The organism is Candidatus Didemnitutus sp. (assembly GCA_019634575.1).
Classification (GTDB): Bacteria; Verrucomicrobiota; Verrucomicrobiia; order Opitutales; family Opitutaceae; genus Didemnitutus.
Window position 1 is genome coordinate 458,984 of the sequence record JAHCAY010000001.1, and the last position, 23,615, is coordinate 482,598.

Sequence of the window (23,615 nt, forward strand, 5' to 3'; positions counted from 1 at the left end):
ATGCCTTCGCCCTCCGCCGCCGCTCTCCGCGCTCGCCGCGGCTCCGCGCTCATCGTCGTCATTTTCTTCATCTTCATGTTGGCGCTGCTCACCGGCAGCGTCCTGAGATACACCGTCAGCGAACGCCGTTCCAACGAGCGCCAGCGCCTCGTCCTTCGCGCCCGCAACATGGCCGAGAACGTCGCCCTCTACGGCTCGGAACAGATCACCACGAAGCTCTATAAAATCCGCAACCTCAGCACGCGCCGCTTCTCCGATATCTATCTGCCGCCTGATAGCGTGCTCACCACGGACTTCTCCGCACCCGCCGATTCGGAGACCTACGCCGGCCTCACCAGCACCGTCGATCTCCACCCGGTCACCGACACGAGCGATCCGAACTTCGGCCTCCAAGTCGCCAGCGGCAACGTCGACATCATCGCCAAGTCCGCCATGTCGCACACCGCCGTCGGCGGCGTCACTGCCTACGCGCGCCAGCAACTTTCCGTCACCGAGATTCCGCTTTTCCAGTTCGCCATCTTCTACAACAAGGACCTCGAGGTTTCGCCTGGCGCGAACATGACGATCAGCGGCCCCGTCCACTCGAACGGCAATTTCATCTCCCGCAGCCAATCCGGTTTCGCCAACACCATCCGCTTCACCGACCGCGTCACCGCCAAAGGCGGCTTCTTCGCCAACACCGGCTACAAGGGCACGATCTACAACGAAAGTGATACCGCCGACACCGGCCCCGGCGGCTCCGGTGCGCTCTATTTCCAGAACCCCGCCGGCTCCGCGACCAACATCTACAGCGGCAGCATCTGGCGCGATCACTTCTACTCGTCCAACAGCGGCAGCAGCAGCTCCACGCCCACCGCCTCGCAACTCGCCAACTTCAAATCCTTCGCCACCTCGAGCTACGGCGGCAATTTCCGCACCAGCGTCCACGGCGTCACCGAGCTCGTCCTCCCCGGTATCGACAACACCGCCACCGACAACGGCGGCCGCTACATCGTCGAACCCGCCGCGACCTCCGACACCGCCGGCATGGTGCAGAACAAATTTTCCCGCCGCGCCGGCCTCTACATCATCGTCAATCCCGACGACGAAGCCCGCACCGGCACACTCCCGGACGCCACCACCGTCTCCATGCGCGCCCGCTCCTATCGTTGCTGGCTCAACACCGTCAACACCGACGGCTCGCACACCCTCACCGAAGTTGTCCTCCCCGGCCAGCCCTCCTACGGCGCCAACAACGCCACCGTCAACCTTCTCCCCAACGCCTACCGCACCGACACTTCCGTCGGCTCCAACCAAGTTCTCCGCATCCCCAAGGCCCGCCCCGCCACCATCGGTGCTCCGGATCCGAGCAACCCCGTCGACCTCGCCGATACCGGCTACGCCGACAGCTCCGCGCCCACTTACTCCAGCAACACCTACACTTTCCAGGATGCGTTCTTCTACGACCTGCGGCGCGCCACCAACAGCAACGGCCACCCGTTCAGCCGCAGCACGAATCCTTTCGCCCCGCGCCCGATCTCCAAAATCGATTTCGACATGACCCGCTTCAAGATGGCAGTCGATCGCACACTCAACGGCGCGACCACCAGCACCGTCTTCAACCCCGCGCGCCCCAACAGCACCAACTGGAGCACTTCCATCTTCAACAGCGCCGCCAGCAGCGCTGCACTCGGCCTCGGCACCGGCAGCTTGTTCAACAATTTTTCCTCCACCAATTCCGTCGACGTCGTCCAGCGCTCGCAATCCACCGCCTACGCGCCCAGCTCGATCCTCATCGGCAGCACCAAGCAAACCGGCGTCAGCGGCACGCCAGCCGCATATTCCGGTCGCTTCGTCATCGCGACCACGACGAGCACCCCGAGTTCCGCCGGCGGTCTGGAAGGTGCTGCCTGGACCAACGTCGAGTCGTCCAGCACCGACGAATCGGCGCACTCTTTCACGCCCCCCGCCGGCATTACTGGCATCCGCGTCAGCCACTACCTTGCCGGCGGCACCACCGTCCTCCTCGACCAGCAGATCATTCCCGTCACGATCGACCGCGCCGGCGCCGGCGCGAATATCTTCTCGCTCTCCAACGACCGCGTCATCGTCCCCTCCACGAGCAACACCGGCGGCTTCCTCTTCACCAACGCCTACACCGACCTCCACGTCTACGTCGACGGCGTGGAGGACACGCCAAACTGGACCTTCACGTTCACCGTCACCGGCAGCTCCGTCGGCGGATTCGGCAGCACCAGTTCCAGCGTCCTCAGCAAAGGCGTCTACGGCAACGGCGACGGCTTCAATCGTTTCTGGCTCACCGGCATCTCCACCACCGCCGGCACGACCACCGGCACCGTCGTCTTCACCGCCGCCAAAGGCACCACGACGCTCACCCGCACTTTCACCTGGGTAAAGCAAAGCAGCATCGCCGGTCTCTCGCCGAGCAACGACCAGAGCGCCTACTGGCTCTCCGCCAGCGACACCGTCACCGCCGACCCCTTCAAGATTTACTACGCCGACAGCACTCCCACTGCCGTGCCCGGTTCCGCCCTTTTCGTCGCGGGCAGCAACACACCTTGGTTCGACGGCATCACGGTCTACGTCCATTCGGTCGACGCCGAGAGCACCGCCGGCAAAGTCCAAACCGCCGGCGTGCCCTCACGACTCGACTCCGGCGTCCGCCTCATCAACGGCCGCGGCCCCGTCGCCTCCATCACCACCAGCGGCTACACCGGCCTCAGTTTCACCACCAACGACGCTCTCTACATTGTAGGCCACTTCAACGCTGATGGCACCATCAACTCCAACAGCAACTCCAACACCAACCCCGGCGGCTACAGCGGACGCTATCCCGAATCTTCCAGCGAATACCTCACCGCCGTCATGGGCGACGCCATCACGATCCTCTCTCAACCCGAATTTACCCAGAGCGGCAGCGGCAACGCCGCGACGCCCTACGTCTACACGCAGACCTCCGGCTGGTGTGACGCGCTAAGCGGCAACACGCGCTCCGACCAAACCAGCAGCGCGCCCTATTCGACCTCCTGGCAGACTTCCAATCCCAGTTCGAGCAACTCAATGGACGGCACCAATCAAAGCGTCGCGCTCCCGCCCACCCCCTTCCAAGGCACCAGCACCAGCGGCGCCAGCACGACAACCCGCGACTACAAGTTCGAAGCCAGCGAAACCGAAGTCTCTGCCTGCCTCCTCACCGGCATCGTCGAGACCACCACGCACCAGCACAGCGGTGGCGTCCACAACTACCCGCGCTTGCTCGAGCAATGGAGCTCCGGCGGCACGCAAATCGGCCTCTACATCCGCGGCTCGATGGTCGCGATGTTCGCCAGCGAAGTCGCCACCGAGCCGTGGAGTATCCGCATCTACACCGGCGCCGGCCGCTTCTGGGGCCTGCACGAAAGCCTCCGCGACGAGCACCACGACGTCCCCCTCGAGCCCATCCTCCTCAACGCCCAGCGCCTCCACTACACCGAGCTCACGTCCAGCGAATACGAATCCCTGAAAACGACGATCACGGGCCTGCACTGATCCACCGCGAGTGCGACGTCATCGCCGCTCAAAGTAGCGGGAGCATCCTGCTCCCGCCTCCGGCCAAGGGAAGCTGGAAGCGTCCCTACTTCGCCAGCCACTGCGCCAGCTGCGCCCACGCGCGGCCGCGGTGGCTGATCGCGTTCTTCTCGCTCTCGCTCAACTCGGCGTAAGTGCACGCAAATCCCTCCGGCACGAACAGCGGATCGTAGCCGAATCCCTTTCCGCCGCGCGGCTCCCGGCCCAGCACGCCCTCGCAACGTCCCTCGAAAACCTGTTCCACGCCGCCCGGTCCGCGCAACAGCAGCACGCACACGAAGCGCGCCGCGCGCTTCCCCTCCGGCACTGCGCGCATCACCTCTGTCAGCTTCCGCAAATTCGCCGCCGCGTCGCCCTGCGGCCCCGCGTAGTAAGCCGACTCCACGCCCGGCGCGCCGCCGAGCGCATCGACGCACACGCCGCTGTCATCCGCCAGCACCCACGCATCCGCCGCCAGCGTCGCCTGCAACGCCATCGCCTTCTTGCGCGCGTTGCCGATGAAAGTGCCCGTGTCCTCCTCGACTGCCGGCATCTTTTCCGCCGGCACCACGCGCACGCCCAACGCCGCGCTCGCCGGCGTCTCGTCCGCGAGCCGCTGCATTTCCTGCGCCTTGTGCTTATTACCCGATGCGAGATGGATGATCATGGTCGATGAATGGATTCCGTGTGGGAGCGAGCTTGCTCGCGACGACGCTCGAACCATATCGCGAGCAAGCTCGCGTCCACAGTTTGGCTGCGCCGCGACGGCCCCTTCACTCGACGAGACTTCGTTTGCTGAACGTCGCCTCGTCGACGAACATCTTCTCCGGATACTTCACGAACCCGCGGGTCAGCACGTCCTCGCCGAGCGTCTCGTGCCGCACGCGTTCGAGCCGCACCGCGTTCGCCAGATGCTCCGTGCGTAAGCCGCGGAAGATCGTCTTGCCCTTGTCGTCGCCGAACAGCACCGGCGCCTGATAGCTGAACAGATAGTCGAGCTCGCGCGCCTGCAACAGCTCGCTCACGAGCTGCGCGCCGCCCTCGAAGAACACCCCGGTGATGCCCTCCTCCGCGCACTTCTTCCGGAAATCCGCGAATGACACCTTCGGCGACGCATTCGACAGCACCCAGGTGCGCACACCCATCGCGTTCAATTTCCTCATGTAGCCGAGGCCGCCGTGCGAGGTCGTCACCACGATCGTGCGCTCGCGAAACTCGTCCGTGTAGAGGTTCGGCATCGCCTTATCGAGCACGCTGCGCAGCAACCCGTCGAAGACGAAGCGCACCGGACACCACTCGCCGACCGGCAGCCGCGACGTCAGCCGCGGATTGTCCGCGCGCAAGGTCCCCGCGCCCACCGCGATCGCCGGAAAATATCGGCGCCACAAGTGCCCGTTGGCCCGCGCCGACTCGCCCGTGATCCACTTCGACTCGCCGAGGCGCGTCGCGACCTTGCCATCGAGCGTCACGCCGGCCTTGGCCGCAAACAGCGGCTGCTGCGTCGTGATCCAGCGGTTGAAAATCAGATTCAGGTCCTCGCACTCGGCCGCCAGCACGCCGCGAATCACCTCGATGCCCGCCGCGCGCAGGATCTCGAAGCCGTGCCCCGCGTGCGCCGGATTCGGATCGGTGGCGCCGACCACGACCTGCGCGAATTGGTGCTCGATGATCGCGTCTGTGCACGGCGGCGTGCGGCCGTGGGTGCAACACGGCTCGAGTGTCACGTAAAGCGTCGCGCCGGGATGCGGGCGGCGGCCGAGCGCGCGCAGCGCATTGATCTCCGCGTGCGCCTCGCCCGCCTTCGCATGATGTCCCTCGGAGACGATCTCGCCTTTCTCCACGATCAACGCGCCCACGAGCGGATTCGGGTGCGTGTCGCCCCAACCGCGTTTCGCCACCTCGATGGCGCGGCGCATGAACCACTGATGATCGAGCTCCTTCATCGCGTCATACTTTGCCTTGTCATCGCGCGAGCGCCGACACGAACGGGTTGTTCTCCCGCTCCTCGCCCACGGTCGTGCGCGGCCCGTGCCCCGGGAGCACGATTGTCGCCTCCGGCAGCGTATAAATCTGCCCGCGGATCGATTCCGCCAGTTGCTCGAAATTTCCGCCCGGCAAATCCCAGCGGCCCACCCCGCCGTTGAACAACGCGTCGCCGACGAGAGCGACCTTTGCCTCGGCTTGGTAAAACAACACATTCCCCGGACAATGCCCGGGCACGTGCCGCACTTCAAACTCCCGCCCGAGTGCCGCGAGCCGGTCGCCTTGCTTCACGAAGGCGTCGATTTTGACCGCCTCGAGTTCGATGCCGGGCATCAGAAAATCGCGCATCACTTCGGGCGTCTCGATGAGCGTCCGATCTGCCTCGTGCGCGCGCACCACGGCGCCGGTCGCCCGCTTGATCGTCGCGGCATCCTGCGTGTGGTCCCAATGTCCGTGCGTCAGCCACAGCTCGCCGAGCTGGCATCCGTCCCGCGCGAGGATCGGCTGCGCCTTTTCCCACACCTCCGCGGGCGCATCCACCAGCACGGCCGCGCCGGTTTGCGGCTCGGTCAGCAGGTAGCCGATCGTTTGAATCGGGCCGGAAGGTAGCGGATAGATTTTCACGTTCGCCAGAATCCGCGCGGCCCGCGGTTCCGCAAACGTAATTTGGCGCGCCGCGCGTCGCTTCGCGCAGCGGCGCCTGAACGAGCGGAGCGTCTCCTCCGCGCTGTCCGCGCGAACCACGCCGCTTCGCCGACGCGCGCGGCCGCGCATCACGCGCCGACTATTTGTCGGCGCGTCCTATTGCCGCGCCACGCCGCCGGCCAGCAGCGCGGCCCGCACCTCGCGCAGGAGCGTCAGCGCCGTGAATGGCTTCGCCAGCACGCAGTGCACGCCGGCGCGTTCAGCCTCCTCCTTCGTCACGCTTTGGCCGAGACCGCTGCACACGATGACCGGAACGTCTGCCCGGTCGGCACGCAATCCGTAGATCAAATCCCAGCCCTGCGCGCCGGGCATCATCAGGTCCGTGATCACCACGCGCACTCGCTCACGTTGCTGTGGCCAAGCCGCCAACGCCTCGGCCACGCCCGGAAAGTTCACGACTTCGTAGCCGACGCTCTCCAGCACCTCGCGCATCGCGATGCGAATCGCCTCCTCGTCGTCGACCACCAGCACGCGCTCGCCGTTGCCGCGCGGCAACTCTTCCTCCCCGCCCACCGGCACCGCGGAGCTCTCGCAGTCGAGCGCCGGCAGGAAGACCTCGAAACGCGTGCCGCGCCCGGCCGCGGAATCCACCTCGATGAAGCCGCCATGGCCGCGCACGATGCCCACCGCGGTCGACAGGCCGAGCCCAGTGCCCTTGCCCACTTCCTTGGTGGTGAAGAACGGATCGAAAATCCGCCGCAGCAACTCGGGCGTCATGCCGTGGCCGGTGTCCTGCACCGAGAGCACGACGAATTGCCCGGCGCGCACTCGATCGTGGGCCGCCGCCACAGCGGCGTCCACCGCGCGCTCCGCCACAGCGAGCGTGAGGCGACCGCCCTGCGGCATCGCGTCGCGGGCGTTGATGCAGAGATTCATCAGCACCTGGTGCACCTGCGTGGGATTCGCGAGCACCGACGGCAATCTGTGCGCCGACTCGCGCACGACCTCGATGTTGCGCGGGAGCGTCTCGTTCAGCAGCCGCGCGATTTCCACCACGAGATGTTCGACCTGCAACGGAACGCGTTCGCCGCCGATGCCGCGACTGAACGTCAGCAATTGCGCCACGATGCCGGCGCCGCGCTGCGCCGATCCCTCCATCAACTCGAGGTAGCGGCGCGTCTCGCCGTCGATCTGCCGGTCGCGGAGCAGTCCTGCCACCATGAGGATCGGCGCGAGGATGTTGTTCAGATCGTGTGCCACGCCGCTCGCGAGCGTGCCCACGGCCTCCATGCGTTGCGCGCGCAGGAAACGCTCCTCGAGACTCTTCTGCTCCGTCACGTCGCGCGCGACACCGACGATGCGAATCACTTTCCCATTTGGATCCGTGATCGGGTAGGCCCGATCGAGAATCCAGCGCTCGCTCCCATCGGGTCGCACGATGCGGAATTCCTCGCGATAACCGCCGCTCGCCTGGCGAGCCACGGCAGTCGTGACGCGCTCCGCATCCTCCGGCACGATGGCTTCCAACCACTCGCGGGGATTGGCGTAAAGCGCCTCGCGCGTGCGTCCCCAAACGATTTCGTAGCCGGGGCTGACGTAGATGAGCTCGTTGTTTGCCGCCGAGGCCATCCAAAACACCGCATCGATATTCTCCGCCATTTGCCGGAAGAGCTCCTCGCTCTGTTTCAGCCGCTCGTGCAGCTGCAGTCTATCGAGCGTCGTCGCGACTTGATCGGCGACCGCCTTCATCAAGCGCACATCTTCCTCCGCAAACCGCCCGCGCGTCCGGCTGCCGAACGTGATCGTGCCGATCAAGCGGTCGCCGACCAGGAGCGGCTGCCCGCAATAGGCGCGCAGCCCGACCTCGATCAATGCCTGCGCCTGCGGCAAGGTCACCGCGGGCAGGTCGGCGAGCACCAACGGCTGCTTGCGCTGCGCCACCAATCCGGCGAGCGACTCGCCGATGTCGAGCACCGCAAGTTTGCCGCACAGCTCTTCCGTCATCCCGCCGTAGTTCTCCAGCAGCAGGGTATTGCCGCTCGCGGAAGCCATGTGATTTGCGAACATGTCGCATTCCAACTCGCGAGCGATGTCCGCCAAAATGCCGCGCACCAACGAGCGCGGGTCGTCTCCCACCACCAGCCGACGCGAAATGTCCGCCAGCAGCGTGACCCGCCGCTGTTGCCGTCGGCGCGCCGTTACGTCGACCAGAGTGGACAGGATCGTCGCCTCGCCCTCCGAGGTCAGCAGACGCGTGGAGAGCTCCGCGGTGAACAGTTCTCCGTTTTTCTTGCGGAACGTCTCCTCCCACCCGCGCACCACGCCGTGCTCGCGCAGCATCGCCACGAACTTCGTTGCCGACGCCGGGTCGGCCCAGATGTGGCGGGCCGTGCGACCGAGCGCCTCCTCGCGCGAATAGCCCGTGAGCGCCACCCAGGTGTCGTTCACTTCCAGCACGAGGCCGTCCTCGAGCCGCGTCAGCGCGATGGCCGCCGGGTTGTTTGAAAACGCCTGGAGAAACTTCGCCCGAGACAGGCGCAAATCCGTCTCAGCCTGCTTCCGCTCGGTGATATCCGTCGCGACGCCGTCCCACACCACGCCGAGTGTTTCCGTGTGGTGCGGCCGCGACTTCAACGACAGCCAGCGCCAGACACCGTCCGCCCGTTGGAATCGCAGCTCGACGTCAAAATCCCGCATCGTGCGGAAACTCTGTTCGCCCAGCGCGAAGATCCGGGCGTCGTCTTCCGCACTGATCTGGCCAAAAAGTTCGTTCGCATCCGCGAGCAGCGCTTCCACCGTGATCCCGTGCACGCGCTCCACCCCCGCGCTGGCGTAGAGAAAACGCGGTCCCTTCTCCGTGCGCACCAGCCGATACACATAGCTGCCCGGCAGGTTGTCGCCCAGTGCGCGCAGCTGCTCCTCGCGTTGGCGGGCCAGCCGCTCCGCCGCGCCGCGCGCCGCGATGTGCTCCGCCAGTTCGCCAAAACTTTGTCGGAGCCAAAAGAACAGCAGCGTCGAGGTCACGACGACGAAAAACCACCCCTTGATCATCGCGAGATCGGCAAACAAATCCCGGTCCGGCACCATCGCCGCCAGCACGTGATCCGACAGACCGATCCACAGCGCCGAGAAGCCCGCGTAGGCCAAAACGATTTTGGCCGCCCGCGACCGATACGACTTCGGCGGGGGCGCAAGCGGTGCAGGTGAGACTTCGGGAGCCATGGGGTAGACGTCCACTCGCACTCCGCAAATGCGAGCGGCCGGGAAAGTAGGGAGAATATCGCGAAACTCGATCCCTGACTCCGCATTTTGCGATAAACTTTCGTTCGCCTATTGCCGGGACGGATGCCCCTATCGGCAGGGGATTCCATCCCGCTTCGCGTCAAATTTGCTCTCGCCGCCTCGCACACCGTCCTCTGTTCTCCGTCCTCTGTCTCCCGCCATGACTTCCGCCGAAATCCGCCAGTCGTTCCTCGATTTCTTCGCCTCCCACGGCCACACGATCGTCCCGTCGTCGCCGCTGCTGCCGGACTCGCCCGGACTCCTCTTCACGAACGCCGGCATGAACCAGTTCGTGCCCATCTTCCTCGGCGACCGCGCCGCCGACGTCTCCAAGTGGGCCGGCGCCCGCCCGGCGAAAGACACCCGCGCCGCCGACACCCAGAAGTGCATCCGCGCCGGCGGCAAACACAACGACCTCGAGGACGTCGGCTACGATACCTACCACCACACGATGTTCGAGATGCTGGGCAACTGGTCCTTCGGCGACTACTTCAAGAAGGAGTCGCTCACCTGGGGCTGGGAACTCATCACCAAGGTCTGGGGCATCCCGCCGAAGCGCCTCTTCGCGACGATCTATAATCCCGATAAATCCAAGGGCGATCCCGCCGACCGCGACGAGGAAGCCTACGCCATCTGGGCCGAGCTCTTCAAAAAGGAAGGCCTCGATCCCGCCGTCCACATCGTCAACGGCAACAAGAAGGACAATTTCTGGATGATGGGCGACACCGGCCCCTGCGGTCCGTGCTCGGAAATCCATTTCAATCTTCTCCCCTCCGACGACGAGCAAGCCGGCCGCGCGCTCGTGAACTCGAGCTCGCCGCGCTGCATCGAGATCTGGAACCACGTCTTCATCCAGTTCAACGCCAACGCCGACGGCACCTTCGCCCCGCTCGCCGCCAAGCACGTCGACACCGGCATGGGCTTCGAGCGTGTCGCCGGCATCTACGCCACGACGAAAGGCTTCAAGGACTTCTCCGCCGAGCCCTCGAACTACAACTCCGACGTCTTCGCCCCGCTCTTCACCAAAGTCGCCGCGCTCTCCGGCAAAACCTATCGCGGCACCGTCCCGACCAAGCGCGAAGGCCTCACCGAGCAGGAGAACATCGACATCGCCTTCCGCGTCCTCGCCGACCACGCGCGCTGCGTGAGCTGCGCGATCGCCGACGGCATCATGCCGGGCAACGACGGTCGCAACTACGTCATCCGCCGCATCCTCCGCCGCGGCATTCTCTACGGAAAGAAACTCGGCTTCAAAGTCGGCGACTTCTCCCAACTCGTCGCCCCCGTCGTCGAGTCCCTCGGCCACGTTTTTCCCGAGCTGAAACAGCAGCAGGAAGTGATCCGCCGCGTGATCCACAGCGAGGAAGAGAGCTTCGGGCGAACGCTGGATCGCGGTCTACAGATTTTCGACAAAGCGGTCGCCGACTCAATCGAGGTTCTCGCACTTCAATCGGGCGCAATCCAGCACTACAAGATTTGGGTCACTAACCCGACGCGCCCTGGTTCGAAGACTTCGACCGGATCGGCAACGCCTGGTCTTCCAGAGGTCACGTTTGACCCGACCCGTCCTGACATTGCTCTCGCCATTCGTATCTTTGGGGAAGCCCCAGAAATCTCAGGCGAAAGCGCCTTCGAACTCTACGATACCTACGGATTCCCTCTCGACATGACCCAGTTGCTTGCGACTGAGCGCGGAATAACCGTCGATGCTACGGGCTTCGAAATCGAAATGGAGCAACAGCGCAACCGCGCCCGCGCCGCGCAGAAGAAGGAAGTCATCGTCGCCGCCACAGAGGGCGACACCGTCGCCGACCTCAAGCCGACGACCTTCCTCGGCTACACGATGACGAAGACGATGACCGCCGGCCCGGCGAAGCTCCTCGAAGTCGTCCACTCCGACAAAGACACCTTCCTCGTCTTCGACCAGACGCCCTTCTACGCCGAAATGGGCGGCCAGGCCGGCGACACCGGCCACGCGCTGATCAACCACCAGAAATTCGACATCGTCGACACGGTGAAGGACAAGGCCGGCCGTCACCTGCACAAGCTCTCGCCCGCCTCCGCGGCCCTCTGTGGGAGCGAGCTTGCTCGCGACTCCGCCGCCGAACTCGCGGTCGACGCGCAACGTCGCCGCGCCATCTCCCGCCATCACAGCGCCGCGCACTTGATCCACTGGGCGCTGCGCAAAGTCCTCGGCACGCACGTCCGCCAGGCCGGCACCTCAAAGACGCCGGACCGCATGCGCTTCGACTTCTCGCACTTCGAGGCGATGACCGCCGCGCAGATCAAGGAGGTCGAGCAACTCGTGAACGAAAAGGTGCTCGATAACGCCGTCATCGAGACCTACGAGACCGAGTTCGACAAAAAGCCCGAAGGCACCCTCGCCTTCTTCGGCGACAAATACGGCAAGATCGTCCGCGTCGTCGACATCGGCGGCTACAGCCGCGAACTCTGCGGCGGCACGCACACATCCACCACCGGCGAGATCGGCCTGATCAAAGTCGTTGCCGAGATGGCCGTCGCCGCCGGCACGCGCCGCATCGAAGCCGTCGCCGGCCAGCCAGCCTACGAGTTCGTCCTCGCCGAGGAAACCGCGCTCAAAGCCGTCAACGCCCGCCTCAACGCCGGCGTGCAGGACGTCGCGCAGAAACTCGAAGCCGTCTTCGCGCGCCAGAAGGAACTCGAGCAAAAGTTGAAGGCCTTCGAAGCCAAAGCCTCCGCCGGTCTCGCCGAGGAACTCGTTGCGAAAGCTACGACCAAAGACGGGCTGAAGTTCGTCACCGCGATCGTTTCGGCTGAAAATCCCGACGCGCTCCGCTCGCTCGCGAGCCAAGTGTTGAACAAGGTCGGCGAAGGCGTCGTCACGCTCGGCGCCGCGTTCCCGGACAAGGCCAGCGTCGTCGCGTTCTGCTCGCCTGCCGCGATCAAGGCCGGGCATCAGGCCGGCAAGATCATCAGCGAACTCTCCGCCAAGCTCGGCGGCAAAGGCGGCGGCAAACCCGACTTCGCCATGGGCGGCGGCAAAGACCCGGCCAAACTCGCCGAAGTTCTCAAGTGAGGTAGCCCGCGACCTCCGGGCGCGGGTCGATTTCCGTCATCAGGCCGGTCTCACGACCGGCCTTTTTGTTTGCGCCACCCAGGTGGCGCCGGCGTGGCGCTCCGCCCATTCATCCCTGATCGTTCATGCCTCGCCATTTGGCATAAAGCTTTACGCCATTTGGCAGATACCCCTTGCCTTAGCTGCGAAAATGCCGATACTCGGAACATGAAAGCCCGCAAGACGAAGGCCGCGATCGCCGACTACCTCCACGATAACCACGCGCTGAAAGACCGCGTGGAGGAAGGGTTGCCGGTCGTCGAGATCGTGCAGTTCGGCAAGCAGGCGGGCTTCACCAACGACGAACTCGCGCGCCTCATCCAAATCCCGCCGCGCACCTACGCCCGCCGTGTCGCCGAGAAGGCACGTCTCAAGGTCCACGAAGGCGAGCGCGCGGCGCGGCTGATGCGCCTCTTCGATCGCGCCCGGGAGATTTTCGGCACCGACGAGAACACCCGCAGCTGGTTCAACGCCAAGCTGCTCGCGCTCGGCGGCAAGACGCCGCTCGACTACGCGCAGACCGAACCCGGCGCGCGCGAGGTGGAAAATGTCCTCGGGCGCATCGAGCACGGCGTGTTCTCGTGAGTTCGCTCGTCGTCTGGCGCCTCTGCGCCGCGAAATACGCCGCCACCGCCTTCTCCGGCGAAGGCGCGGAACTCTACGGCGGCCGCTGGTCGCCGCCCGGCTTGCGCGTGGCTTACTGCGCGGAATCCCGCGCGCTCGCGATCGTCGAAGTGCTCGCCAATGCCGACGAGCCCGACCGACTGCTCCACCTCAAATGGAGCTTCGTCTCGGCCACGCTGCCCGAAAGCACCGTCGAGAAGCCGGCGCGCTTTCCGACGAATTGGCGGCAGTTCCCCCACCCGCCCGAAACGCAGGAAGTCGGCGCGGCCTGGCTGAAGTCCGGCACACACCTCGCGTTGCGCGTGCCGAGTGCGGTCGTGCCGGGCGAGTTCAACTACCTGGTCAATCCCGCACACCCGGCATTCGCGAAGCTCGTGTTCACGAAGCCGGAGCCGTTCGCCTTCGACCCGCGCTTGCTCTGAGTTTGCCGCAGTTGTAGGACGGAGTCTCCCGACCCCGCCGCAAGGCCTAACGCGCGCCGCCAGTTCGGCGGGGCCAGAAAGACCCCGCCCCGCTACGTCGGCATCACGCCGCCTCACTCGTCACGCAGCGCCACGAGCGGATCGATCTTCGCCGCGCGTCGAGCCGGCAGATAGCTGGCGAGCAGCGCCACTACAATCAGCACGAGCGACACGACGGCATACACGATCGGCTCCGTCGGTTTCACGCCGAACAGCAGGCTGGTCATGTAATGGCTGAGCAAAGCGGCGCCGGCCAAGCCGAGCACGATGCCGAGGCCGGTTTTCCACAGACCCTGCTTCAGGATGAGACCGATGATCTCGCCGTGCGAAGCGCCGATCGCGCCACGCACGCCGATCTCGCGCGTGCGCTGCGAGACGTCGTAGGCGAGCACGCCATAGATGCCGAGCGCGGAGAGGAACAGCGCCAAGCCCGCGAACGCCGCGAGCAAGAGCATGACGGCGCGGCGATTGTCGTAGGACGAGTCGACGACCTGCGCCATCGCTCCCGTGTCAAAGAGGGCGATCGCGGGATCGATCTCCTTCATCTTCGCCCGCAGCGACGCGACGACATCCGCCGCCGGCCGCTCGGTGCGCAGGAACAGCGTCAGCCCGCCCGGCCGGCCGCCCTGCATGACCTGGTAGATGAAAGGATTCCCGCTCTTTTCCTCCACGCCGTTGTGCGGCAGGTCCTTCACCACGCCGACGATCGACGGCCAGTCCGCGTCCTTTTCCGGACGGGCCCCGAAGGTGAAGCGCCCGCCGAGCGCTGAGCGTCCCGGGAAGAATCTTTTCGCGAAACTCTCGTCCACGACGTAAACGCGCCGGTTTGGCGCGAGATCCGCCTCCTCGAAAAAGCGCCCCTCGACGAGTTTGAGCCCTAGCGTTTCCAGATAGCCCGGCGTCACGACCACGCGAAACGCGCCGGGCTGCGGCGCGCCGGGCGGCAGCGTGTCGTTCTCGAGCGTGAAGGCGTTGATCGGCAACCCGCCTTGGAACGGCGTCGCGAAACCGAGCGCGACGGAACTCACTCCCGGGATCTCCCGCAACGACGCCAGCAGCCGCTCGCGAATCTTGTTCGCCGCCTCGTCGCTCGCCCGGTGCGCCTGCGGCAGCGCGATGCGCCCCGTGACGACGTGCGAAGGATCGAAGCCCGGACTCACATCGAGCGCCTTGGCAAAGCTGCGAATGAGCAGACCCGCGCCCGTCAGCAGCATCAACGCCACCGCGATCTGCGCGACCACCAACGTGCCGCTCAACGCGCGCACGCCGCGCCCTGAAGAGGCGCCGCGCGTGCCGCGCTGGATCACCTCGGCGAGGTTGGTCCGCAATACATGGAAAACCGGAATCAGTCCGATCAGCACGCCGACCACGAGTGCCAGCGCGACAGCGAAGCCGAGCACGCGCAGGTCGATCGTCGCGGCGAGCGCCTGCGGGAGCATTTTGGCCAGGTAGAAATTCGTCGCCTTGAGCGCGCCCCACGCCAGCAACACGCCCAGCACGGCGCCGAGGCCGGTGAGCAGCAGGCTCTCGAGCAGCAATTGGCGTGCGATGATGCGCCGGCTCGCGCCGAGCGCAGAGCGAATCGCGAGCTCCGACTGGCGCGCGTTCGAGCGCGCGAGGAGGAGGTTGGCGACGTTCACGCAACCGATCAGCAGCACGAACGCCACGCCGCCCTGCAGCAGCAGCAACGTGGGCCGCACCGGTTGCACGCGCTGATCCTGCACGCCGCCGACGTTCATCGTCATGCCGGAGCGCTCGGCGAAGGCCTTCAGCGCCGGCGGGCCCGCATCGACGTAGATTTTCTCAAGTGTCTTCGCCTCGGCGTCCGCCGCGCCGGCGGTCGCGCCGGGTTTCAGCCGGCCGTAGAGGTTGATACCAACGCCGTAACGGCCTTGCGGACTCTCGGCAGCCGCGGGCCAGCTCAGCGGCAGGATGAATTTCACCCGCGCGTCGAAGGCCTCGAATGTCCGCGGCGCCACGCCGATGATCTTGTAGGCGTCGCCGTCGATGCGGATTTCGCGCCCGATGACCTCGGGGCTCTCGTTGAATTGCGCGCGCCAATACGACTGCGTCAGCACGGCGACGCGATCCGCGCCCGGCTTGTTCTGTTCCTGGGTGAAAAAGCTGCCGAGGATCGGTTGCACGCGGAGGATGGGAAAAATCTCCGCCGTCGCCTTGGCCAACGGCGTGCGCACCACCGCGCCCTCCTCGCCCACCATGTTGTAGGAAAACGACCACAGGCCGAGCGTCTCGTAGGACGTGGCATTCTTCGAATAGTCGAGGTAGAACGGCACATTGGCCGGCATGTGCATGAGGCCGGCCTTCGCCGCGGAGGTGTAAAGTTCGACAATGCGGTCCGGCTCGTCGAACGGCAGCGGCTTGAGCATCAGTGAATACACGGTCGAGAAGATCGCAGTCGTCGCGCCGATGCACAGCGCGAGCGTGAGCAGGGTCGTGGCGGCGAACCCGCGGCTTTTCCAAAGCAACCGGAACGCATGGCGAAGGTCGCCCGGGACGCCAGCGAGCAAACCGCTGGAGCCCGGCGCGGAAGCGTGGGGGGAAGGCATGGTCGGGATAACCCAGCAAATCGGAGCGAAGTTACAACGTTTCCCCGCGCGTCCGGCCACCGAGCCCACCGTCGGGTATTTCGCCCAGGTCGCCGCAAACAAAATTTTCGCTCCCCAACACGCGACTTTGCTTCGGCGCGGAAGCGGTTATTTTCCCCGCATGGATCCGAAGACCATCGCCAACGAAATCTGCGATCAGGCCGATGACTTCCTCGCCGGGGTGCGCAAACGGGACGAAGCCAAAGCCGGCATCGCGGAATACCTCACCCTGCACCACCGCTCGCTCGCTCCCGCCGACAAGAAGGCCGTCATCGACCAGACGATGCGCATCCTCGACAACGAAGGCTTCTTCGAAGCCGAAGCCGGGGGCGAGGACGCCGGCGACTTCTCCGAAGCCGAGGAAAGCTGAGCCGCCCGCTCAGTTGCGCGGTCGCGAGAATTTTTCCACCGCGCTCGCGAGGTCGTGCTTGCGCACCGGCTTGGATAGGAATCCCGCCATGCCGAGCGATTCGCAACGTGTCCGGTCCTCGACGCTGCTGTTGGCCGTCAGCGCCACGATCGGAGGAGTCCGCGACCCGTCCCGCCGCCGAATCGCCGCGGTCGCCTCGTAGCCATCCCGCACCGGCATGCGACAATCCATGAAGATGAGATCGTAGCGCCGCTCGGCGGAGCGCGCGATCGCCTCGTCGCCGTTGACCGCCACGTCGACCACGCAACCGAGCGCCTCGAGCATGGATTTCGCGATGTAACGGTTCACCTCGTCGTCTTCGACCAGCAGGATGGTGCGCGGCGCGAGCTTCGCCGGCATCGCATCCCCTGGCGCGGATGGCTGCGGTGCCGGGCGGCGCAGCCGGTTGAGTTCCTCGACCAAATATTCGGGGTGCAACATCGGTTTGCGCACCAGCCCGGCAGGCGCGAGCTCCGCGGCGTCCTCGAGCTCGTAGCCCCACGGCGCAGCGAGGATCACGGGGACATTGGCTGCGAGCGTCTGGCGCAGCTCCCGCAGCGCGGAGCGCTCGAGCACCGCGACCGAGATGTCGACCAACAAGGCCGTGAACGCGCCGCTCCGCAGGCGCTCGCGCGCTTCGGCCACGCTGCCCGCCGCCACGACCTCCACCCCTGTCCGCGCGCCGAGCGCCACGCTTGCCTCGGCGGCAGCCGGCAGATCATCGATCGCGAGCACGCGCCATCCACGCGGCGGCATCACCACCGCGGGTAGTTCCACCGGCATCTCGATCGCAAAGGCGAACGTCGACCCGCGGCCCTGCTCGCTGACGACCTCGATCACCCCGTCCATGAGCCCGACGAGGTGCTTGCAGATGGCGAGTCCGAGCCCCGTGCCCCCGTAACGACGCGTCGACGAGGTATCCTGTTGGGTAAATTTGTCGAACAACCGCTCCCGCGCTTCCGGCGCGATGCCGATGCCCGTGTCCGTGACGGAAAACCGGATTCGCTCCGCGCCGGCTGCCGCACCGGGCTCGCGGGTCACTCGCACCGCGATGTGCCCGCGCTCGCTGAACTTGATCGCATTGGAAACGAGATTGAGCAGCACCTGCCGCAAACGCCCCGCGTCGCCCACGACCATCGCCGGCAGGTCCGGCGCCAGCACCAAGGTCAATTCGAGCTCCTTTTCGAGCGCTTTGGCGTGCAACGTTTCGACGGCATCGATCACCGGCTGGCGCGGCTCGAACGACTCCCGCGCGAGCGTCACGTGCCCCGCCTCGATCTTGGAGAAATCCAGCACGTCGTTCAGCAGCGTCAGCAAGCCGCCCGCGCTCACCCGCAACGCGTCGAGGAATTCCCGCTGCGTGGCGTCGAGCGCGGTGTCGGCGAGCAAATCGGCCGAGCCGACGATGCCGTTCAGCGGCGTGCGGATCTCGTGGCTGACGGTGGCAAGAAAATCGCTCTTCGCCTTGCTGGCGGCGGCGGCGGCCTCCTTCTCCCGCCGTTCGTGCTCGGCGCGCGCCTGCGCCTCGGCGACGAGGCGCTCGTGCTCCAGTCGCTCGCGCTGGCGACGCAGCCGCAAACTCTGCGCGGTCCACGCTCCGGCGCCCACCAGCGTCGCGAGCAGAATAACGCCCCCGTAGCGGAACCAGAGCGTCTCCCAAAAATGCGGTGCCAGCTCCAGCACCGGGATCTCTGCAGCGGGACCGCGCCGCCCATCTCGACCGACCGCGCGCACGGCGAAACGGTAGCTCCCCGGCGCGAGTTCGAAGAGATCCACGCGACGATTCGGCCCGGCGTCGCGCCACTCCTTGCGTCCGCCATCGAGCGAATACTCGAAGCGCAGCGTTTCCGCATCAGTGAGATTGACGGCGGAGAAGCTCACCGACACCCGGCGCGTGCCAGCCGGCAGTTCCACCCGCTCCATCGGCCCCGCCGGCCGCGGGACGCCATCGATTTCCAAGCCCGTGAGCAAAGTCGGCGCCACGGGCACCACCTCGAAGCGTTGCCGTGGGTCGAGGAACGTCACGCCGCGCATCGTCGCGATGACGAAACGTCCATCGCTCACTCGCCGCCAGAGCGGCGAAACGCCGTCGCGCAGAGCGAAAGGCAATCCGTCAGTCTGATCGATGAGGACGAAGTCCAACGCGGGCGGCCCGCCGGCGAGCCAGCGCTCCACCGACTGGTGCGTGATCCGCAGCAATCCGCGCTCGGTGCCGGCCCAGATGTTGCCGTCGTCGTCGTGGAAAATCAGCTGCGCGATCCCCGGCGGCAGGCCCGATGCCGCGGTGAGCCGCCGCCAGACGCCGCTCACGCGCACGGCCAGCCCGCCGTCTTCCCACGCCACCCACAAGCGTCCGGCGGCGTCGCAATGCACCGCCTCGACACCCGTGGCGCGATCCGCGACGGCCTCGTGGCGCACTTGATCCGCCTTGAACGCAAACAAGCCCGCCGAGCGACTCGCCGCCCAGATCGTCCCATCCAAATCCTCCGCCAGCGCGTGGAACCGCGTGGCCGGGACGCCGTCCGCCGCCGTGTAGACGCGAAACCGGCCGGCGCGCTCGCTCGCGACACCGGTATTCGTCGCGAGCCAGAGCGTGCCGTCGCGCGCCGCGTGCAGACCATAGACCACTTCGTCGCCCGTCCCCGAACGTGGATGAAGTCGTGCACCGGTGTCGCTGACCTCCAGCGCGCCCTCGCCAAACGTGCCCGCCCAAATATGTCCCTGCGCATCGCGCTCGAGCGTCATCGGCCACGAACCGGTCGGCTTGAATCGCTCGCCGAGCAGTCCGGGGGCCGGCTGAAAAACCCCGTCGCGCAGCAACACCACGCCGCCGCCGTGCGTCGCCACCAGGAACTCGTTGGGGCCGGTTTCGAGCACGCTGTTGACGACCGGCTGCTTCAGGCCCGCCTGCCGCCCGAGCGTCAGCACGCGATTCGGCCGCAAGCGGGCGAGTCCGCCGCCGTTCGTGCCGAGCCAGATGTTGCGCGCGTTGTCCTCGAACACCGCCTGCACGGCGTCGTTTTCCAGCCCTTCCTCCATCGTGGTGCGGAGCCACTGGCCGGCCGCCAGACGCGCGTAGGCTCCGCGCGTGGAGCTGGCGATCCAGAGCCGGCCACGCGAATCCTCCAACAACCGGATGTAGTCGGGCGGCAGAAATTCGGGCCGCGGCAAATCCTCCACCACGCCGCCGTCCTGCCAGCGCACAATCCGGCCGCGGATCGCGATCCAGACGCCGCCCCGCGCGGAACGCGCGATGCCACCCAGCTGCTCCCGCGGATCGGTGGACTGGAACACTTCCTCCCAACGGCCGTCCCGCCACCGGCAGATGCGTTGCGGCTGCGTGAGCCAGAGATTGCCTTCGCCATCGGTCTCCAGCGCGGAGCCCTGAATCGTCCGCGGCCCGATGTCCGGCAGCGGCATATTGCGGAAGTGCTCGCCGTCCGCGCAAGCGAACGCCTTGCCGCCGAAGGTGACGAGGATCTGGCCCTTCCACTCGACCAACGAGTGCGACGGCTCCATGGGCAACCCCTGCTCCGCGCCGAACCAGCGCCACTTCCCATCCCGCAGGCAGCCCACGCCGCGATTGCCCGAGAGCCACAGGGCACCGTCGTGCGCGACCAGCAACTGCAACACCATGCCGTCGTGCAATGCCGGCACATCGGGCGGCGCGATCACCTCGAAACGCATGCCGTCGAACCGCGTCAGGTTCGAATACGAACCGATCCACAAATACCCGTCCGGCGTCTGCGCGATGCAGGTCGGCGCCACATGCGGGTATCCCGCCTCGACCGTCCACACGCGCACTTGATACTCGGCCGTCGCCGCCGTGAAAATCTCCCGCTGAGCCAGCACAGTGCTCGTCACAAGGAAGCAGGCGGCAAGGAATGACTTGCGGGCGTGTGCGAGAGTTCGTCCTGTGAGTGTCACGTGATTCGTAGGGCCCCTTGGCCCTACTGTTTCGCGGCGCTTTCCAGTCGTCCAGCTTCGTTTCGATTTTATGAACTACTCGACACCTGACCTGAGCCAGCATCCGCCGCGCAGTCCCCGCGCCCGCCTCGGCGGCTACGCTCACCTGCCCCGCCTCCTCGACAAGGCCCGCGCCCAACTCGCCGGAAAAATGGGCGAATACAACTGGAACTGCCCGCTCGACCAGCGCTTCTTCGCTTTCGCCGGCGTGACGGCCGACGCGTTGCTCGCCGCCGTCAAGGAAGGCAAGGGCGACGCGGAAATGCTCGAATGGCTCGCATCCAGCCAGCAGCCCAAACGCGCCGCATGGGAAATCCTCGCTTGGTCGCAATGGCTCGAGAATCTCGCGCCCGGCGACGTCACGCGTCACGAGACCTTCGCCGAGCACATCCGGAAAATGGCGCCGAAACGCGACGACATCCGCACGATGTTCGACCGGCTGGAGCTCGACGACTACTTCAGCTTCGGCGGCAAAGCCTGAAGCCGGCCTCGCGTCCGCGTCGGCGTTGCCTCACGGCATCAGCCGCTCGACGGTCCACTTTCCCTCGGCCTGCCGGCGATACATGAACCGGTCGTGCAGCCGGTTGGGCCGGCCCTGCCAGAACTCGAAGCTTCCCGGCGTCACGCGATAGCCGCCCCAATTGGTCGGCAGCGGAATCTCGCCCTGCGCGAACTTCGCCTTCATCTCCGCGAACTTCTGCTCGAGCAACGCGCGCGTGGTGATAACCGAGCTCTGCCGCGATGCCCATGCACCGATCTGGCTGTCGCGCGGCCGCGACAGAAAATACTTCAGCGACTCCGCCGCACCGATCTTCTCCGCCGTGCCGGTGACGACGACCTGCCGCTCGAGCGGCAGCCAGGGAAACATCAACGCCACGCGCGGATTCGCTGCGAGGTCGCGGGCCTTGGAGCTCTCGTAATTGGTGTAGAAAACGAAGCCGCGCTCGTCGAAGCCCTTCAGCAGCACGGTGCGCAGATTCGGACGCCCAGATGCATCGGCCGTGGCCAGCGACATGGCGTTCGGCTCCAGCACCTGCGTCTCGATCGCCTCCCGCATCCAGAGATCGAACTGCGCGAACGGACTGGCATTCAGGTCGGGCAGATCGAGCGAGCGCGACGCGTAGTTGCGGCGGAGTTCCTGCAAATTCATGCCGTGCAGCCTCGCGGTTTCGCGGGTCCGACGCAAGCAGCCGGCGCGGGCGGCCAGCACAGTGCGCGGTCGCGACACGTGCGACAGGAAGTTTGACGCTCCTCGCGGTTGTGCTTCCGTCGGAGCTGTGTCCGTCGCCACCGCCCGCCTCCCGCTCCTCCTCGCGTTCAACCCGAGCAACCAACTCGCGGTCGCCGTGGACAGCGCGCGCGTGAAGTTGCCCTTCGCCGGCGAACATGCCGGCGCAGACCTGAACCGCGCCTTCCCGACCAGCACGGCGCCGGCGGAGTATTTTTCCTTCACGCACGCAGGCACGGAGTGGGCCGTCTCCTTCGTGCAGGTCTCCACCCAGGCGGCGGGGGACCTTGCGTTTCGCTCGATCGAACAGCTCGAGCGCCAGGGCGACCGTCTCGACCCGCTGCTCGCCGCCGTGTTGCCGCGCCTCGAGCCCCATCTGATCGAGATTCCCTACCTGCATCTCGGCGAAAACGACTACATCTATCGCTTCCGCGTCGAGAAAGACCGCAACCGCTCCATCTACCAGCAGGACGACGACGCCCGCGGCCTCTACCAGAGCAAGCTGTGCGAAGCCATCAAGGCCCTCGCGCGCACCAACGAGCGCTCGGCTTCCGCACCCGCCGTGCTCGATTTCGGCGCTGTGCGCTACGTCATCCCCAGCCACTTCGGCTTCTGTCTCGGTGTGAAGAACGCCATCGAGCGCGCCTACGAGTCCCTCGCGGAGAATCCCGGCCGCCGCGTCTTCATGCTCAGCGAACTGATCCACAATCCGTTCGTGAACGAAGACCTCCTCCGCCGCGGCCTGCGCTACCTGCAGACGGACAAAGGCGTGCCCTTCACCGTCAGCGGCCGGCCTGCGAGCGCCGACCAGCCGGAGCCGTGGTTGTGGGATTCCCTCACCAGCGAGGACGTGGTGATCATCCCGGCCTTCGGCGCGACCGACGAGGACAAGAAACGCCTCATCCGCAAAGGCATTCGCGTCGCCCAATACGACGCCACCTGCATGCTCGTGGAAAAAGTCTGGAAAGCGGCCCGCGCCTTCGGCCGCGAAGGCTTCACCGTCGTCATCCACGGCAAAAGCGAGCACGAGGAGACGAAAGCCACCTTTTCCAACACCCGCCGCTACGCGCCGGCGATCATCATTCGCTCGCTCGACGAGGCTCGGCTGCTCGGTGACTACATCGCCCAGCCCACACCGGCCGGACGCGCCGCGATCCTGAAAAAATTCGAGGGCAAGACCACGCCCGGCTTCGATCCCACGCTGCACCTGGATCGCGTTGCCGTCGTCAACCAGACCACGCTCCTGATGAACGAGACGGCGAGCATCATCGACTACTTCAAGACCGTCTTCACCGCGAAATACGGCGCGGAGAGCGGACTCGAACATGTCGGCGGCGCGGGCAAGAAGGACACGCTTTGCTACGCGACGCAGGTCAACCAGGACGCCCTCGCCCGCGCACTGGGCGAGCCGCTCGATGCAGCCTTCGTCGTGGGCGGCAAAAACTCCTCGAATACCTACCAGCTCTACCGCGTGTGCGAGCACAAGCTCGGCAGCCGCGCGTTTTTCATCCAATCCGAGTCCAGCATCCGCTCTCGTTGCCAGATCGAGCACTACGTTTTCCCCGCGAGCGGACACGGCAAAGGCGGGCACACCGAAGTCCACCCGCTGTGGAAGGATTGCGATATGGCGCCCAAGCGCGTGCTCATCACCGGCGGCGCCTCGTGCCCCGACGGCCTCGTCCAGCAGGTGATCACGCGCATCAACTCCTTTTTCCCCGCCGCGGAGCTGCGCTCGATCGACGCGGTCCTCGCCGATCTGGAGCAATAA

At 66.0% G+C, this 23,615-nt stretch carries 14 protein-coding genes; 7 read left to right on the plus strand and 7 right to left on the minus strand.

Features of this window, described 5'->3' with window-relative positions; genetic code table 11:
- Positions 1 to 3,528, plus strand: coding sequence for a hypothetical protein (locus KF715_01960; GenBank protein ID MBX3735428.1), 3,528 nt, complete (start codon positions 1 to 3; stop codon positions 3,526 to 3,528).
- A gap of 85 nt (positions 3,529 to 3,613) precedes the next feature.
- Here KF715_01960 and rdgB read toward each other — a convergent pair whose 3' ends face one another.
- From rdgB to KF715_01980, 4 genes are all read right to left on the minus strand, one after another.
- Positions 3,614 to 4,213: an RdgB/HAM1 family non-canonical purine NTP pyrophosphatase gene (gene rdgB, locus KF715_01965; protein ID MBX3735429.1), complete on the minus strand. Its 600-nt coding sequence runs from the start codon at positions 4,211 to 4,213 to the stop codon at positions 3,614 to 3,616.
- 106 nt (positions 4,214 to 4,319) lie between these two features.
- Positions 4,320 to 5,489, minus strand: a complete 1,170-nt coding sequence (ribD, locus tag KF715_01970; GenBank protein MBX3735430.1) for a bifunctional diaminohydroxyphosphoribosylaminopyrimidine deaminase/5-amino-6-(5-phosphoribosylamino)uracil reductase RibD — start codon at positions 5,487 to 5,489, stop codon at positions 4,320 to 4,322.
- Positions 5,490 to 5,508: 19 nt separating this feature from the next.
- Entirely contained in the window at positions 5,509 to 6,153 is a 645-nt protein-coding gene (locus KF715_01975; GenBank protein MBX3735431.1) for an MBL fold metallo-hydrolase, read from the minus strand.
- 177 nt (positions 6,154 to 6,330) lie between these two features.
- Positions 6,331 to 9,396, minus strand: coding sequence for a PAS domain S-box protein (locus tag KF715_01980; protein MBX3735432.1), 3,066 nt, complete (start codon positions 9,394 to 9,396; stop codon positions 6,331 to 6,333).
- Positions 9,397 to 9,616: 220 nt separating this feature from the next.
- Between KF715_01980 and KF715_01985 the strand changes: the two genes are divergently transcribed.
- From KF715_01985 to KF715_01995, 3 genes are all read left to right on the plus strand, one after another.
- On the plus strand, positions 9,617 to 12,514 hold the full coding sequence (locus tag KF715_01985) for an alanine--tRNA ligase (protein ID MBX3735433.1): 2,898 nt from the start codon (positions 9,617 to 9,619) through the stop codon (positions 12,512 to 12,514).
- A 207-nt stretch (positions 12,515 to 12,721) separates the two neighbouring features.
- A complete protein-coding gene (locus tag KF715_01990; GenBank protein ID MBX3735434.1) occupies positions 12,722 to 13,138 on the plus strand; it encodes a DUF2384 domain-containing protein in 417 nt (138 codons plus the stop codon).
- Positions 13,135 to 13,599, plus strand: a complete 465-nt coding sequence (locus tag KF715_01995) for an RES domain-containing protein (protein ID MBX3735435.1) — start codon at positions 13,135 to 13,137, stop codon at positions 13,597 to 13,599. The genes KF715_01990 and KF715_01995 overlap by 4 nt, the downstream gene beginning before the upstream one ends.
- A 113-nt stretch (positions 13,600 to 13,712) precedes the next feature.
- Here the strand turns inward: KF715_01995 and KF715_02000 are convergent, their stop codons facing one another.
- On the minus strand, positions 13,713 to 16,205 hold the full coding sequence (locus tag KF715_02000) for an ABC transporter permease (protein MBX3735436.1): 2,493 nt from the start codon (positions 16,203 to 16,205) through the stop codon (positions 13,713 to 13,715).
- A gap of 160 nt (positions 16,206 to 16,365) precedes the next feature.
- Here KF715_02000 and KF715_02005 point away from each other — a divergent pair, with 160 nt between their 5' ends.
- Positions 16,366 to 16,614, plus strand: coding sequence for a hypothetical protein (locus KF715_02005; GenBank protein MBX3735437.1), 249 nt, complete (start codon positions 16,366 to 16,368; stop codon positions 16,612 to 16,614).
- A gap of 9 nt (positions 16,615 to 16,623) precedes the next feature.
- Here KF715_02005 and KF715_02010 read toward each other — a convergent pair whose 3' ends face one another.
- Positions 16,624 to 20,517 carry a response regulator gene (locus tag KF715_02010; protein ID MBX3735438.1) on the minus strand — a complete coding sequence of 1,298 codons (3,894 nt, stop codon included), beginning with the start codon at positions 20,515 to 20,517 and terminating at the stop codon, positions 16,624 to 16,626.
- A 133-nt stretch (positions 20,518 to 20,650) separates the two neighbouring features.
- Between KF715_02010 and KF715_02015 the strand changes: the two genes are divergently transcribed.
- The gene (locus tag KF715_02015) at positions 20,651 to 21,100 is read left to right on the plus strand and encodes a DUF5069 domain-containing protein (GenBank protein ID MBX3735439.1); all 450 of its coding nucleotides are present in this window, start codon (positions 20,651 to 20,653) and stop codon (positions 21,098 to 21,100) included.
- Between the two features lie 30 nt (positions 21,101 to 21,130).
- Here KF715_02015 and pdxH read toward each other — a convergent pair whose 3' ends face one another.
- A complete protein-coding gene (pdxH, locus tag KF715_02020; GenBank protein MBX3735440.1) occupies positions 21,131 to 21,769 on the minus strand; it encodes a pyridoxamine 5'-phosphate oxidase in 639 nt (212 codons plus the stop codon).
- Here pdxH and ispH point away from each other — a divergent pair.
- The gene (gene ispH / locus KF715_02025) at positions 21,768 to 23,615 is read left to right on the plus strand and encodes a 4-hydroxy-3-methylbut-2-enyl diphosphate reductase (protein MBX3735441.1); all 1,848 of its coding nucleotides are present in this window, start codon (positions 21,768 to 21,770) and stop codon (positions 23,613 to 23,615) included. The genes pdxH and ispH overlap by 2 nt on opposite strands.